The sequence below is a fragment of the Bradyrhizobium sp. 191 genome (assembly GCF_023100985.1).
In the GTDB taxonomy this organism is placed as follows: Bacteria; Pseudomonadota; Alphaproteobacteria; order Rhizobiales; family Xanthobacteraceae; genus Bradyrhizobium; species Bradyrhizobium diversitatis.
On the sequence record NZ_CP064692.1, the window covers coordinates 7,860,781 to 7,874,685 of the forward strand.

Below are 13,905 nucleotides of genomic sequence, written 5' to 3' on the forward strand. Positions count from 1 at the left end.
GAAGGCCGTGGCCCGTATTGCCGGCGTGAACATTCCCACCAACAAGCGCGTGCTGATCGCGCTCCAGTACATCCATGGCATCGGCCAGAAGATCGCCAGTGAGATCCTGGAGAAAGTGAAGATCCCCGTGGATCGTCGCGTCAATCAGCTCAGCGACGCCGAAGTGCTCCAGATCCGCGAAGTCATCGATCGCGACTATCTCGTCGAGGGCGATCTGCGTCGCGAGGTCGGTATCAACATCAAGCGTCTGATGGACCTCGGCTGCTATCGCGGCCTGCGTCATCGTCGCGGTCTGCCGGTGCGCGGCCAGCGCACCCACACCAATGCGCGCACGCGCAAGGGTCCGGCCAAGGCCATCGCCGGCAAGAAGAAGTAAGTTTCGAATTCAGTCATGGCGTGTGGCGAAGAGGGGATCACCCGTTCGCCACGCGCTTTTCGTTCCACAGGTGTAGCCGCTGGCATTACGGCGGCGTTTGAGATCTTCAGGAAAGGGACTCAATGGGCAAGGAAGCCACCCGCGTTCGTCGTCGTGAGCGCAAGAACATCGCCTCCGGCGTCGCGCATGTGAACTCGTCGTTCAACAACACGACCATCACCATCACCGACGCGCAGGGCAACACGATTGCCTGGTCCTCGGCCGGCACGATGGGTTTCAAGGGCTCGCGCAAGTCGACGCCGTACGCCGCGCAGGTCGCCGCCGAAGACGTGTCCAAGAAGGCGCAGGAGCACGGCATGCGCACGCTGGAAGTCGAGGTCGCCGGCCCCGGTTCGGGCCGTGAGTCGGCGCTCCGCGCGCTCCAGGCCGCGGGCTTCACCGTCACCTCGATCCGTGACGTGACCACGATCCCGCACAACGGTTGCCGTCCCCGTAAGCGTCGGCGCGTTTGATACCAAGTTGCGGGCGCATCGGCGCCCGCGATGACTTTTGTAAGAAGCCGCGGGAATGATCTGCGGCCTTTCTCCAACGCCAGTATTTGAACTCTCAAATTGACTGGCCTGTATGGGTGAAACAGTGACGATCCAGAAAAATTGGCAAGAACTGATTCGGCCGAACAAGCTCCAGGTCACGCCCGGCAGCGATCCCTCGCGTTTCGCGACCATCGTCGCCGAGCCGCTCGAGCGTGGTTTCGGCCAGACCCTCGGCAACGCGCTGCGCCGCATCCTGCTCTCCTCGCTCCAGGGCGCGGCGGTGCAGTCGGTGCACATCGATGGCGTCCTGCACGAGTTCTCCTCGATCGCGGGCGTCCGTGAGGACGTCACCGACATCGTGCTCAACATCAAGGACATCTCGATCAAGATGCAGGGCGAAGGCCCCAAGCGCATGGTCGTGAAGAAGCAGGGCCCCGGCGTCGTCACCGCCGGTGACATCCAGACCGTCGGCGACGTCGTCGTGCTCAACCCGGACCTCCAGATCTGCACCCTCGACGAGGGCGCCGAGATCCGCATGGAGTTCACGGTCGCCACCGGCAAAGGTTACGTGCCCGCCGAGCGCAACCGTCCCGAGGACGCGCCGATCGGCCTGATCCCGGTCGACAGCCTGTACTCGCCGGTCCGCAAGGTCTCCTACAAGGTCGAGAACACTCGCGAGGGCCAGATTCTCGACTACGACAAGCTGACCATGACGATCGAGACCAATGGCGCGATCACGCCGGACGACTCGGTGGCTTATGCCGCCCGCATCCTGCAGGATCAGCTCAACGTGTTCGTCAACTTCGAAGAGCCGCGCAAGGAAGTCGCCCAGGAGATCATCCCGGACCTCGCCTTCAACCCGGCCTTCCTCAAGAAGGTGGACGAGCTCGAGCTGTCGGTGCGTTCGGCCAACTGCCTGAAGAACGACAACATCGTCTACATCGGCGACCTCGTGCAGAAGAGCGAAGCGGAAATGCTCCGCACCCCGAACTTCGGCCGCAAGTCGCTGAACGAGATCAAGGAAGTGCTGGCCCAGATGGGTCTGCATCTCGGCATGGAAGTGCCGGGCTGGCCGCCGGAGAACATCGACGAGCTCGCCAAGCGCTTCGAGGATCATTACTGAGAATTCGTCGTTCCGGGGCGATGCGAAGGGACCACGCGAGGCGTGGCCCTGGAGCATCGAACCCGGAACCTCGAGATTCCGGGTTCGGCTCTGCGAGCCGCCCCGGAATGACGACCGGGCGAACGCAGGAAGCCCACCTGAAAACCAGTCGCTGAACCACCGCGACACAAGCGAAGAAGGACTACACACATGCGTCACGGCAAGGTTCATCGGAAGCTCAACCGCACGGCCGAGCACCGCAAGGCGATGTTCGCCAACATGGCGGCCTCGCTGATCAAGCACGAGCAGATCGTCACCACGCTGCCCAAGGCCAAGGAGCTTCGCCCGATCGTCGAGAAGCTCGTCACCCTCGGCAAGAAGGGCGGCCTGTCGCTACGCCGCCAGGCGATCGCGGAGTTGCGCGACGTCGACATGGTCAAGAAGCTCTTCGACACGCTCGCGACCCGCTACAAGGACCGGCAGGGCGGCTACACTCGCATCATCAAGGCCGGCTTCCGCTACGGCGACAACGCCGCGATGGCCGTGATCGAGTTCGTCGATCGCGACGTCGATGCCAAGGGCCAGGATTCCGGCCCGGTGCAGGAGAAGGAAGCCGAGGCGGCGTAAGCCGATCAGCTTCTATGAATTGAAAGCGGCGCCTTTCCGGGCGCCGTTTTTGTTTGGGGATGCGCGAGTGGTTCGCCCGTGTACATGCGCTTCCTCACGCGTCAGTGAGCCCGATTGCGGCATCACAGTTCGCTCCCGATATCTCCATCATCATCCATGGAGACATCGCATGAACATCGACCTTTCCGGAAAGACCGCCCTCGTCACCGGCTCGACCGCCGGCATCGGCCACGCCGTTGCCATGGGCCTCGCCGCCTCGGGCGCGAGTGTCGTGATCAACGGGCGCGGTAAGGACAAGGTCGATGCGGCCGTCCGCAAGCTGGAAGGGGCAGGGGCGAAGGTCCGCGGCATCGCCGCCGACGTCTCGACCGCGGCAGGCTGCGAGGCGCTCGTTGCGGCGCTGCCAGACGTCGACATCCTCATCAACAATGCCGGCATCTTCGAACCCAAGGACTTCTTCGACATCCCGGACGAGGACTGGACCCGCTTCTTCGAGATCAACGTGATGAGCGGCGTGCGGCTGTCGCGCGCGTACATGAAGGGCATGCTCGAGCGCAACTGGGGCCGCATCGTCTTCATCTCCTCGGAGTCGGGTCTCAACATTCCCGTCGAGATGATCCATTACGGCATGACCAAGACGGCCCAGCTGTCTGTCGCGCGCGGCCTGGCGCAGCTCACTCGCGGCACCGGCGTCACGGTCAATTCCGTGCTGCCGGGCCCGACCATGTCGGAGGGCGTCGAGACGTTCGTCAAGGATCTGGCCAAGCAGAATGGACAGTCGGTGGACGAGGCCGCTGCGAACTTCGTCAAGCAGCATCGGCCGAGTTCGTTAATCCAGCGCTTCGCCAGCGTGGAGGAGATCGCCAACATGGTGGTCTATGTCGCATCCAAGGAAGCGTCCGCGACCAACGGTGCGGCGCTGCGCGCCGAGGGCGGCATCGTCAACACGATCGCCTGAGGCGGCGCGCATGGCGGCCTATGTGATTTCCGAGGTCGAGGTGCGGGACGGAGCCGCGATGGAGGCCTACCGCACGCTCGCGGCTCAGACCATTGCCCAATATGGTGGCCGCTATCTCGCGCGCGGCGGCGCCGTCGAGGTGGTGGAGGGCAGCTCGCCGCCGGGGACCGTCATCATCGTCGAGTTTCCGTCGATGGCACGGGCACGCGAATGGTACGGCTCGCCGGACTATGCCGAGGCCCTGAAATTGCGGCGGACGGCGCTGGAGCGCCGGCTGATCTTCGTCGAAGGTGTGGTTCCGGCCGAGCTGGTCTGTTCCCCGACCCCTTCAATTCCGGGCGTGACCGGCTAAAACTCGGTGGATGGTCACGGCTCGATTCATACGCAACAAGCGGCTGTTGAGGATCGCTTCCGCCCGATGGCAGCGGCGGGCGATCTTCCTGCTCGGCGGCATCGTCATTGGCGCCGCAGCCGTGGTGCTGGCGCAACTCGCCGATCTCGCCCAGGATGCCTTCGGGCTGCTGCTCGCAAAGTCGCGCTACGTAGTCCTGGTGGTGACGCCGCTCGGCTTCATGTTATCGGCCTATCTCACCATCCGCCTGTTTCCCGGCGCCCAGGGCAGCGGGATTCCGCAGGCCATCGCCGCGCGCCATTTGAACGATCAGACTGCGCGAGCGCGGCTCGTGTCCCTGCGCATTGCCACCGGCAAGATGATCCTCACCCTGTTTGGACTGTTGTGCGGGGCTTCCATCGGACGGGAAGGGCCGACGGTGCAGGTCGGCGCTTCCGTCATGTTCGCGATCGGGCGGGTGTCGCCGCGCCGGCAACCCGGATTGATCCTGGCCGGTGCGGCGGCCGGGGTCGCCGCGGCCTTCAATACACCGTTGGCGGGCATCGTGTTCGGAATCGAGGAGATGAGCCGCGCCTTCGAGACGCGTACCAGCAGCCTCATCATCGCTGCCGTGATCGCGGCCGGCCTGACGTCATTGGCACTGACTGGCAACTACACCTATTTTGGCAGCAGCGCGATGTCGCTGGCGCGCGGTGCCGACTGGCTCGCGGTTCCGGTCTGCGGCGTGGTTGGCGGCCTCGGTGGTGGGCTGTTCAGCCGCGTCGTCATCCTCATGGCGCGCGGCGTCAGGCATCCGCTCGGGCGCGCGCTCAAGAGCCATCCGCTGTGGTTCGCATTCGCCTGCGGGCTCGCCGTCGCGATCTGCGGTCTGGCGTCCGGGGATACGATCTATGGCACCGGCTACGCGCAAGTGAAGACGGCCCTCGAGAATGGCTCACCGCTGCCTCAGGATTTCGGCATCCTCAAGCTCTTCGCCACGACCTTCGCCGCGATCAGCGGGGTCCCTGGCGGCATTTTCGCACCCTCGCTCGCCGTCGGTGCCGGCCTTGGCAGCAACATTGCCTCGTTCTTTCATGACGCTCCCCTCGGGGCGATCATGCTGCTCGGCATGGTCTCCTATTTCGCCGGCGTCGTGCAGGCGCCGATCACCGCGTTCGTGATCGTGACCGAGATGACCGACAATCACGGAATGGTCGTTCCGCTAATGGCGGCCGCGCTGATTGCTCATCTCGTTTCACGCATGGTCTGCGAAGAGGGCATCTACCACGCGCTCGCCAAGGGCTTTGTCGAGCAGGCGATCCTGCCGCCGGAGCGATCGCAGGCGGAGAGAAGATGAGCCGTTTCTGGAGCAGGCTGACGCATGAGCTGAGACCCTACGTGCCGGGCGAACAGCCCCGCATGGCGGACTTGGTCAAGCTCAACACGAATGAAAGCCCGTTTGGCCCTTCACCGCGCGCGCTGCAGGCGATCCGCTTCGAGGCCGCCGACACGCTGCGTCTCTACCCGGATCCGCAGGCCACCGCGCTGCGGACGGCCCTGGCCGCGTATCACCGGGTGAGACCCGAGCAGGTTTTCGTCGGCAACGGCTCGGACGAGGTGCTGGCGCATGCCTTTGCCGCCTTGCTCAAGCTTGAAGCGCCGTTGCTCTTTCCCGATATCACCTACAGTTTCTACCCGGTCTATTGCCGTCTGTTCGGCATCTCCTACGAAACGGTCCCGCTCGACAAGGCCATGCAAATCCGTGTGGCCGACTATCGGCGGCGGGCCGGCGCGATCATCCTCGCCAATCCGAACGCGCCGACGGGGATCGCATTGTCGCGTAGCGAGATCGTCGCGCTGCTGGAGGACCATCCGGACGTGCCCGTGGTGGTCGACGAGGCCTATGTCGATTTCGGTGCCGAGACGGCGATTCCGCTGGTGGCTTCCCATCGAAATCTACTGGTCGTTCAAACCATGTCCAAGTCCCGCGCCTTGGCCGGACTGCGGGTCGGCTTTGCGATCGGCGACTCCGACCTGATCGAGGCGCTCACCCGTGTGAAGGACAGCTTCAATTCCTATCCGCTTGGTCGGCCCGCCCAAGCCGGCGCCATCGCCGCTCTGGAGGACGAAGCCTATTTCCAGCAGAGCCGCGTTCGCGTGATCGAGGGCAGGGAGCGGCTGACGCGCGGACTGAAGCAAGCTGGCTTCGAGGTGCTGCCATCGCAGGCCAACTTCGTCTTCGCGCGCCATCCCGCCCACGATGGTGCTGCGCTTGCGGCAGCGCTGCGCCAGCAGGCCGTGATCGTCAGGCACTTTGGCGCTGCCCGCATCTCGGACCACCTGCGGATCACCGTGGGCACGGACGAGCAGACCGACCGACTGCTGTCGGCGCTGTCGCGAATCCTGGGCTGAGCATCGCAGGGTGGGTTGGACGAGCGAAGCGCAACCCACCCTACGCAGCAACGCCGGCTACCACCCCTCCAGCACGATCTTGCCGCGCGACCTGCCACTCTCCAAGAGCGCATGGGCTCGCTTGAGGTTGGCGGCGTTGATCGTGCCGAAGGTCTGGTCGAGCGTGGTGCGCAGCACGCCCTTGTCGATGAGGTCGGCGACATCATTGAGCAGATGATGCTGCGCGATCATGTCTGGCGTCTGGAACGAGGAGCGCGTGAACATCGATTCCCAGTGCACCGAGATTGCCTTGCCCTTGAACGTGCTCATGCCAAATTCCGGGGGATCGTCGATCAGGCCGAACCTTCCCTGCGGGGCCATGAAGTCCGCAATCGCCTTGTAGTGCTGATCGGTGTAGGTCAGGCTCGCCACCAGCGCGACTGGGGGCAGCTTCAGCTTCTCGATCTGTTCCTTCATCGGTCTGCCGTGGTCGATCACCGCATGAGCGCCGAGATCGAGGCACCATTTCTGCGACTCCGGCCGTGTCGCGGTGGCAAGTACCGTCAGCCCGGTGAGGCGGCGGGCAAGTTGGATCAGGATCGAGCCGACGCCGCCGGCACCGCCCGTGATCAGAAGCGTGCGCGGATCGACGCTCTTGCCGGGTATCGCGCCGAGCCGGTCGAACAGCAATTCCCAGGCTGTGATAGAGGTGAGCGGAAGGGCGGCGGCTTGCGCGAACGACAGGCTCTTCGGCTTGTTGCCGACGATGCGCTCGTCGACCAGGTGGAATTCGGCGTTGGTGCCCTGGCGCAGGATCGAACCGGCGTAGAACACCTCGTCGCCCGGTTTGAAGAGTGTCACGTCGGGGCCGACGGCATCGACCACACCGGCCGCGTCATAGCCGAGGATCTTCGTCTCGCCCTCGGGCGGGCTCGCGCGCTTGCGCACCTTGTAATCGACCGGATTGGCCGAGATCGCCTTCACAGCGACGCGGATGTCGCGCGCCCCGGGCTCGGGCTTGGCGGTCTCGAAATCGATCAGTGAATCCGCATCCTCGATCGGAAGCGATTTTTTGTAGCCGACGGCCTTCATGGCTTGTCTCCATTAGATGGGCTGTTCGCCTGCCGCTCTAACTGTCGCCCTGGCTTCAAATTGGCAAGTACTGTAAATTCGGGGATATAGTCCCTGTTTGGATACTATTGGGAAAACACGCATGAAGCGGCGCAATTTTGCCCGTCGTCCCGGCTGCTCGGTCGAGGCGACGCTGGACCTGATCGACGGCAAGTGGAAGGGCGTGATCCTCTACCACCTCCAGAGCGGCACCCAGCGCTTCGGCGAACTGCGCCGCCGGATGCCCGGCATCACCCAGCGCATGCTCACGAAGCAGCTGCGCGCGCTCGAGGAGGACAAGCTGGTCATCCGCAAGGTCTATGCCGAGGTGCCGCCGCGCGTGGAATATTGCCTGTCCGAGCTCGGCGAGAGCCTCAGGCCTGTCATCGACATTCTGAAGGCCTGGGGCGAGAGCCATCAGGAGCGGCTGTCCTGCGCGCCGCCGCCGGTGGTGGTGAGCAAGCCGAAGCGCGCGGCGTGAGCCTCCGGGAGCGGATCGTACCGCTCCCGGAAAAGGTGAGCGTCAGAACGCGAACTGCGTGCGCATCGCGACCGCGTCGAACTTCGAGCCGACATCGGCAGTCGAGATCGGCGAAGCCTGTCGCGACACCGTGCCGTGCAGATAGTCGAGCATGAAGCGGACGTTGCCGTTGACGTACCAGTTGAGCGCCAGCGTGTAGACGGTCTGCCGCCCGCCTGCGACACCGGCCGCGGTTGCGAGCTGATCGTTGAGGTCAATCGTCGAGAAACGCCCCGCGATCTCCCACGCCCCCCAGCCGCCGCCGTCGAGCGAGAACGGATGCGCCGGCTTGACGCCATGATAGGCCGCGGCCGCGGCATTGTAAGTCCGGCTCTCGCCCGTCAACACGTAGCCGGCCTGCGCATAGCCGCCCTGGAATTTCAGGCTCGGTGCGCCGACCAGCGGCACGCCGGTATTGGCGGTGCGATCGACGTTGTACCAGAAGTACTCGCCCTGGACGATGAGCGGCCCGTAGGTCGCCGCCGCTTCGATGCTGTAGACCTGCGCGCCCGAGACATTGGCGATGGCGCCGGTGGAAACCAGCGTTGTCGGGTCGAGACGCAATTCCGGACGATCGCTGAGCGTGACCGTCTGCGTGTTGGCGATCAGGTTGCGCGGCGGCTGGATCAGCCATTGGGCGTCGGCGCCGATGTGCACCGAATAGTCCTTGCCGCTGATTGGGTTGCCGGCGACGCGCGCCACCGCGCCGTACTGCTCGCTGGTGCCCGGCGGCGAAGCGCTCGAGGCGGAATGGATCGCTCCGGTCGACGGTCCCGTGACATAGCCGCCGATCCAGAGCTGGTCGTTGAACCAGCGCGCACCGGCCGCGGAGCGGAAGTCGCCGGCGGCGATGTTGGTGGCGATAATACCGGGTGAGGCGCGTTCCATGAACATGATGTCGTTTGAGCTCGTCGCCTCGTCGAGCGTGTAGGGCAGATCCATGATGCCGGCCTCGATCGCCATCTTGCCGCCGAACGGCTTCAGGCCGGTGTAGCTGACATAGGCATTCTCGACGCCGGAGAGGCCGCCGCCCGGCAGCGATCCTGGTGCGGCGCCGCCAAATCCGTCGGAGGAGCCGCCGAAATCGTAGATCAGCGCGAAGTTCCAGTCGTTGAAGAACTTGCCGGCGACGCCGATGCGCGCGCGACGGACGTTCTGGCCGCTGTCGAGCTTCTGCGGCACGGTGGCCGCGGTATTGGGGCGATAGTCATAGCCGCCGACATCGTAGTGCAGGCGACCGGTGATGGCGACGCAATTGGCCTGGTCGGCGGTGCAGATCGTCGGGCGGTTGTTCGGCATCGTCACGACGACGCCGGATGCCGGCGCCGGCCCCTTGACCGGAATCGCGGCATTGGCGTTGGCAACGACGGCCTTTGCCTCCGAACGCGCTTCGGCCTTCGCTTCAGCCTTCGCTTCGGCTCTGGCTTTCGCCGCGGCCGCCGTGTTCGCCGCGGTTTGACTCTGGAGCTTGTCGAGCTTCTGCTCCAGCATCTTCAATTGCTGCTTCAGCAGCGCGATCTCCTGCTCGCTGCTGCTTGCCGATTGGGCCTGGGCCTGCGAGGCTGCCAGTGCGCCGGCGAGACCAATCGCTGCAGCCGTAATTCGTGTTGTGCTCACGTACGCCTCCATCATCTGACTGTCTTCCCCAAGTCGCGAACGGAGAGCCTAAGTGTGATCGATGACTGCCCCGCGACGCTGCGATCGGTTGCGTGGGTTCCCACTGATGCAAATTCGCCGCAACCGAATCCGCTTCACACCACCATGCAAGATGACGCACATCATGCCAATCCGCCGCCCGGGCAAATTGCCGATTCGCACGACACCCTTGCATGCCGGACACGGCGGCGAAGGGCCGAATATTGCCGCCCGGCGGCCTTCTATTGAGGGGCGAACGCGCCTATATTCCGGCGTCTTTTCCGAGAGGTAGGAATGTTTCGATCGACCTGGACCGCCGTCCTCACGGCCTTGTGCATAGCCTTTTCGGCCCATTTCAATCCCGCCTCAGCGCAGGACCGCCGCGTCCCGTCGTCGCCGGCCGAGCTGCGGATGTCCTATGCGCCGATCGTGCAACGGGTGCAGCCCGCGGTCGTCAACGTCTATGCCGCCAAGGTGGTGCAGAGCCGCAATCCGCTGCTGGACGACCCGATTTTCCGCCGCTTCTTCGGCGTGCCGGGTCAGCAGCCCGAGCAGATGCAGCGCTCGCTCGGCTCGGGCGTCATCGTCGATGCCTCCGGTCTCGTCGTCACCAACGTCCACGTCATCGAAGGCGCGGACCAGGTGAAGGTGTCGCTGTCGGACAAGCGCGAGTTCGAGGCCGAGATCCTGCTGAAGGATTCGCGTACCGATCTCGCCGTGCTGCGCCTGAAAGACGCCAAGGAAAAATTTCCGACCCTCGATTTCACGAATTCCGATGAACTGTTGGTCGGCGACGTCGTGCTCGCGATCGGCAATCCCTTCGGTGTCGGCCAGACCGTGACCCACGGCATCATCTCGGCGCTGGCGCGCACGCAAGTCGGCATCACCGACTACCAGTTCTTCATCCAGACCGATGCGCCGATCAATCCCGGCAATTCCGGCGGCGCGCTGGTCGACATGAGCGGCAAGCTCGCCGGTATCAACACCGCGATCTATTCGCGCTCCGGCGGCTCGCAGGGCATCGGCTTTGCGATTCCCGCCAACATGGTGCGCGTCGTCGTCGCATCAGCCAAGAGCGGCGGCAAGGCAGTGAAGCGGCCGTGGCTCGGGGCAAAATTGCAGGCGGTGACGCCGGAGATCGCGGAAAGCCTCGGCCTGCGCTCGCCGACCGGTGCGTTGGTCGCAAGCGTGGTACCCAACGGCCCCGCAGCGAAGGCCGGTCTGAAATCCTCCGACCTCATCACCGGCATCGACGGCCAGACCGTCGATGATCCCAACGCCTTCGACTACCGTTTCGCAACCCGTCCGCTCGGCGGCACCGCGCAGATCGACGTGCAGCGCGGCAGCAAGCCGGTCAAGCTGACCGTGGCGCTGGAGACCGCGCCCGATACCGGGCGCAGCGAGCTCGTCGTCACCGCTCGCTCGCCGTTCCAGGGCGCGAAGGTCTCGACCATCACGCCCGCGGTCGCTGACGAGCTGCGTCTGGACGCCGACACCGAAGGCGTCGTGATCACCGATATCGGCGGCGATACCGCGGCGGCCAATGTCGGCTTCCAGAAAGGCGACATCATCCTGGCCGTCAACAACCAGAAGATCAGCAAGACCGGCGATCTCGAGAAGGCCGCAGGCGAGCGGGCGCGGATCTGGCGCATCACGCTGGTGCGCGGCGGCCAGCAGATCAACGTCACGTTGGGCGGATGAGTCCGAAGCGACCACAGCAGACGCCGACTCTCTTTGCCGCGGCGGGGCTCGACCACGAGGCGCCGCATCCGCTGCCGGACCGGCTGCGTCCGCGCGCGCTGTCGGAGGTCGTCGGCCAGGACCACATCCTCGGCCCCGATGGTGCGCTGACGCGCATGCTGGAAACGCGCACGCTCGGCTCGCTGGTGTTCTGGGGCCCGCCGGGCACCGGCAAGACAACGGTCGCGCGGCTGCTGGCGGATGCCACCGATCTGCATTTTGAACAGATCTCCGCGGTGTTCTCCGGCGTCGCCGATCTCAAGAAGGCTTTCGATGCCGCGCGCGCCCGCCGCGAGATGGGCAAGGGCACGCTGCTCTTCGTGGACGAGGTGCATCGCTTCAACCGCGCCCAGCAGGATTCCTTTCTGCCCGTGATGGAAGACGGCACCGTGGTCATGGTCGGCGCCACCACCGAGAACCCGTCCTTCGAGCTCAACGCGGCGCTCCTGTCCCGCGCGCGCGTGCTGGTGTTTCGTTCGCTCGATGCCGCCGCGATCGAAAAGCTGTTCGCACATGCCGAGGCGGTCGAGGGCAGGAAGCTGCCGCTCGATGCGGAGGCGCGCGCGGTGCTGGTGCGCATGGCCGACGGCGACGGCCGCGCATCGCTGACGCTTGCCGAAGAGGTATGGCGTTCGGCGCGGGCGAACGAGATTTTCAATGCCGCGCAGTTGCAGGACATCCTGCAACGCCGCGCGCCGATCTACGACAAGTCGGCCGACGGCCATTACAACCTGATTTCGGCGCTGCATAAGTCGGTGCGCGGCTCCGATCCCGACGCGGCGCTGTATTACCTCGCCCGCATGCTCGATGCCGGTGAGGATCCGCTGTTCCTGGCCCGTCGTGTCGTGCGCATGGCGGTCGAGGACATCGGGCTTGCCGATCCGCAGGCGCTCGTCGTCGCCAATGCCGCCAAGGATGCCTTCGACTTCCTCGGCCATCCCGAGGGCGAGCTCGCGATCGCGCAGGCCGTCGTCTATCTCGCCACCGCGCCGAAATCGAACGCGGTCTACACCGCCTTCGGCACGGCGATGCAGGTCGCCAGGCAGGCCGGCTCGCTGCTGCCGCCGAAGCACATCCTCAATTCCCCGACCAAGCTGATGAAGTCGGAAGGCTACGGTGCAGCGTACGAATACGACCACGACGCTCCCGATGCCTTCTCCGGCCAGGACTACTTTCCGGAGGCTCTCGGCCGCCAGACCTTCTACGACCCGCCCGAGCGCGGCTTCGAGCGGGAGATCAGGAAGCGGCTGGATTACTGGGCCAAGCTTCGGAAGGAGCGGGGCGGTTCGCGCTAGAGGCGACCATTTCGTCGTGACGAATGGCCGCTTTTAGGCTAGGCAGGCAATCATGAGCCGCCGCATCAAGAGAATGAATCCAAGGCCGCGTTCGCGAGACGAGCGCGAGGACGCGCGTCCGCATCAGGCGCGCAGCGCGAAGAAGGCCGGGCCGCGGCCGGGCGGCAAGCCCGGCAGCAAGCCGCCGCGCTTTGTGGGCGAGCGGGCCGAGCGGCGCGCGCCCAAGGTTGTGCTGGAAAAGGCCGTTCCGGCAAAGCCGGTCGAAGCATTGCTGCCGACCAAGGTGCAGACCGTCACGGTGACGGCCGACGAGAACAACATGCGCGTCGACCGCTTCCTCGAAGCGCGCTTTCCCGGCCTGTCGTTCTCCCACATCCAGCGCGTCGTCCGCAAAGGCGAGCTGCGCGTCGATGGCAAGCGCGTCGACAGCAAGGATCGCCTCGAGGAGGGGCAGAGCGTCCGCATTCCGCCGCTGAAGCTCGACGCACCGAAGGTCGTCGGGGAGCTCTCGGACGCTGCGCAAAAGACGCTCAAGGCGCTGAAGGAGATGACGATCTACGAGGACGACGACGTCCTCGTCCTGAACAAGCCGGCCGGCCTTGCGGTGCAGGGCGGGTCGGGCATGACGCGGCACATCGATCAAATGCTGGAGGTGATGCGCGACGCCAAGGGCCAGAAGCCGCGGCTCGTGCACCGCATCGACAGGGAGACGTCGGGCTGTCTCCTGATCGCCAAGACGCGCTTCGCGGCCTCGCATCTGACCGGTGCATTCCGCTCGCGCTCGGCACGAAAGGTCTATTGGGCCCTGGTGCCGGGCCTGCCGAAGCCCAAGCAGGGCCGCATCTCGACCTTCCTCGCCAAGGAAGAGAGCGAGGACGACACCATCATGCGCATCGCCCAGCATGGCGATGAGGGCGCGAGCCACGCGGTGACCTATTATGCAGTGGTCGAGACCGCCGGCAACAAGCTGACCTGGGTGTCGCTGAAGCCGGTGACGGGGCGCACCCACCAGTTGCGTGCCCACATGGCCCATATCGGCCATCCGATCGTCGGTGATCCCAAATATTTCAACATCGAGAACTGGCAGCTGCCGGGCGGCTTGCAGAACCGGCTGCATCTCTTGGCACGCCGCATCGTCATCCCGCACCCGCGCGGCGGCGTGATCGACGCCACCGCGCCGTTGCCACCGCATATGCAGCAGTCGTGGAACCTGCTCGGACTGGATGCAACCAGATTTGATCCGATCGAGAACGCGCCTGAAGAATAGTTAAGTCAGGTTGAACGGGG

At 65.0% G+C, this 13,905-nt stretch carries 14 protein-coding genes; 12 read left to right on the plus strand and 2 right to left on the minus strand.

Annotated elements, in window-relative coordinates:
- Positions 1-7 precede the first annotated feature (7 nt).
- The 8 genes from rpsM to hisC all read left to right on the plus strand — a co-directional run bounded on the left by rpsM (position 8) and on the right by hisC (position 6,339).
- Positions 8-376 carry a 30S ribosomal protein S13 gene (gene rpsM, locus IVB23_RS37075; protein WP_028137012.1) on the plus strand — a complete coding sequence of 123 codons (369 nt, stop codon included), beginning with the start codon at positions 8-10 and terminating at the stop codon, positions 374-376.
- Between the two features lie 122 nt (positions 377-498).
- On the plus strand, positions 499-888 hold the full coding sequence (rpsK, locus tag IVB23_RS37080; protein ID WP_007603045.1) for a 30S ribosomal protein S11: 390 nt from the start codon (positions 499-501) through the stop codon (positions 886-888).
- A 112-nt stretch (positions 889-1,000) separates the two neighbouring features.
- Positions 1,001-2,032 (plus strand): DNA-directed RNA polymerase subunit alpha, encoded by a 1,032-nt coding sequence (locus IVB23_RS37085; protein WP_061876878.1) that lies wholly within the window; start codon positions 1,001-1,003, stop codon positions 2,030-2,032.
- 189 nt (positions 2,033-2,221) lie between these two features.
- Positions 2,222-2,638 (plus strand): 50S ribosomal protein L17, encoded by a 417-nt coding sequence (gene rplQ, locus IVB23_RS37090; protein WP_061876877.1) that lies wholly within the window; start codon positions 2,222-2,224, stop codon positions 2,636-2,638.
- A gap of 169 nt (positions 2,639-2,807) precedes the next feature.
- Positions 2,808-3,596, plus strand: a complete 789-nt coding sequence (locus tag IVB23_RS37095) for an SDR family oxidoreductase (RefSeq protein ID WP_247801929.1) — start codon at positions 2,808-2,810, stop codon at positions 3,594-3,596.
- Between the two features lie 10 nt (positions 3,597-3,606).
- A complete protein-coding gene (locus IVB23_RS37100) occupies positions 3,607-3,948 on the plus strand; it encodes a DUF1330 domain-containing protein (RefSeq protein WP_247801930.1) in 342 nt (113 codons plus the stop codon).
- 10 nt (positions 3,949-3,958) lie between these two features.
- The gene (locus IVB23_RS37105) at positions 3,959-5,284 is read left to right on the plus strand and encodes a chloride channel protein (RefSeq protein WP_247801931.1); all 1,326 of its coding nucleotides are present in this window, start codon (positions 3,959-3,961) and stop codon (positions 5,282-5,284) included.
- Positions 5,281-6,339, plus strand: a complete 1,059-nt coding sequence (gene hisC / locus IVB23_RS37110; protein WP_247801932.1) for a histidinol-phosphate transaminase — start codon at positions 5,281-5,283, stop codon at positions 6,337-6,339. The genes IVB23_RS37105 and hisC overlap by 4 nt, the downstream gene beginning before the upstream one ends.
- 57 nt (positions 6,340-6,396) lie before the next feature.
- On the opposite strand, the gene IVB23_RS37115 is transcribed toward hisC, so the two are convergent.
- On the minus strand, positions 6,397-7,410 hold the full coding sequence (locus IVB23_RS37115) for a zinc-binding alcohol dehydrogenase family protein (RefSeq protein WP_247801933.1): 1,014 nt from the start codon (positions 7,408-7,410) through the stop codon (positions 6,397-6,399).
- 121 nt (positions 7,411-7,531) lie between these two features.
- Between IVB23_RS37115 and IVB23_RS37120 the strand changes: the two genes are divergently transcribed.
- A complete protein-coding gene (locus tag IVB23_RS37120; RefSeq protein ID WP_197968304.1) occupies positions 7,532-7,909 on the plus strand; it encodes a helix-turn-helix domain-containing protein in 378 nt (125 codons plus the stop codon).
- A gap of 42 nt (positions 7,910-7,951) precedes the next feature.
- On the opposite strand, the gene IVB23_RS37125 is transcribed toward IVB23_RS37120, so the two are convergent.
- On the minus strand, positions 7,952-9,565 hold the full coding sequence (locus IVB23_RS37125; protein WP_247801934.1) for an OprO/OprP family phosphate-selective porin: 1,614 nt from the start codon (positions 9,563-9,565) through the stop codon (positions 7,952-7,954).
- A 312-nt stretch (positions 9,566-9,877) separates the two neighbouring features.
- Between IVB23_RS37125 and IVB23_RS37130 the strand changes: the two genes are divergently transcribed.
- The 3 genes from IVB23_RS37130 to IVB23_RS37140 are packed head-to-tail and all read left to right on the plus strand — an operon-like array spanning position 9,878 to position 13,885.
- Positions 9,878-11,284 (plus strand): DegQ family serine endoprotease, encoded by a 1,407-nt coding sequence (locus IVB23_RS37130; protein WP_247801935.1) that lies wholly within the window; start codon positions 9,878-9,880, stop codon positions 11,282-11,284.
- On the plus strand, positions 11,281-12,618 hold the full coding sequence (locus tag IVB23_RS37135; protein ID WP_247801936.1) for a replication-associated recombination protein A: 1,338 nt from the start codon (positions 11,281-11,283) through the stop codon (positions 12,616-12,618). Before IVB23_RS37130 ends, IVB23_RS37135 begins: the two co-directional genes overlap by 4 nt.
- A gap of 52 nt (positions 12,619-12,670) precedes the next feature.
- Positions 12,671-13,885, plus strand: coding sequence for an RluA family pseudouridine synthase (locus tag IVB23_RS37140; RefSeq protein WP_247801937.1), 1,215 nt, complete (start codon positions 12,671-12,673; stop codon positions 13,883-13,885).
- The last annotated feature ends 20 nt before the right edge of the window (positions 13,886-13,905 follow it).

Coding starts and splice junctions, on each gene's coding strand:
- rpsK (WP_007603045.1), top strand. CDS start 499: ATGGGCAAGGAAGCCACCCGCGTTCGTCGTCGTGAGCGCAAGAACATC.
- IVB23_RS37085 (WP_061876878.1), top strand. CDS start 1,001: ATGGGTGAAACAGTGACGATCCAGAAAAATTGGCAAGAACTGATTCGG.
- rplQ (WP_061876877.1), top strand. CDS start 2,222: ATGCGTCACGGCAAGGTTCATCGGAAGCTCAACCGCACGGCCGAGCAC.
- IVB23_RS37095 (WP_247801929.1), top strand. CDS start 2,808: ATGAACATCGACCTTTCCGGAAAGACCGCCCTCGTCACCGGCTCGACC.
- IVB23_RS37100 (WP_247801930.1), top strand. CDS start 3,607: ATGGCGGCCTATGTGATTTCCGAGGTCGAGGTGCGGGACGGAGCCGCG.
- IVB23_RS37105 (WP_247801931.1), top strand. CDS start 3,959: ATGGTCACGGCTCGATTCATACGCAACAAGCGGCTGTTGAGGATCGCT.
- hisC (WP_247801932.1), top strand. CDS start 5,281: ATGAGCCGTTTCTGGAGCAGGCTGACGCATGAGCTGAGACCCTACGTG.
- IVB23_RS37115 (WP_247801933.1), bottom strand. CDS start 7,410: ATGAAGGCCGTCGGCTACAAAAAATCGCTTCCGATCGAGGATGCGGAT.
- IVB23_RS37120 (WP_197968304.1), top strand. CDS start 7,532: ATGAAGCGGCGCAATTTTGCCCGTCGTCCCGGCTGCTCGGTCGAGGCG.
- IVB23_RS37130 (WP_247801935.1), top strand. CDS start 9,878: ATGTTTCGATCGACCTGGACCGCCGTCCTCACGGCCTTGTGCATAGCC.
- IVB23_RS37135 (WP_247801936.1), top strand. CDS start 11,281: ATGAGTCCGAAGCGACCACAGCAGACGCCGACTCTCTTTGCCGCGGCG.
- IVB23_RS37140 (WP_247801937.1), top strand. CDS start 12,671: ATGAGCCGCCGCATCAAGAGAATGAATCCAAGGCCGCGTTCGCGAGAC.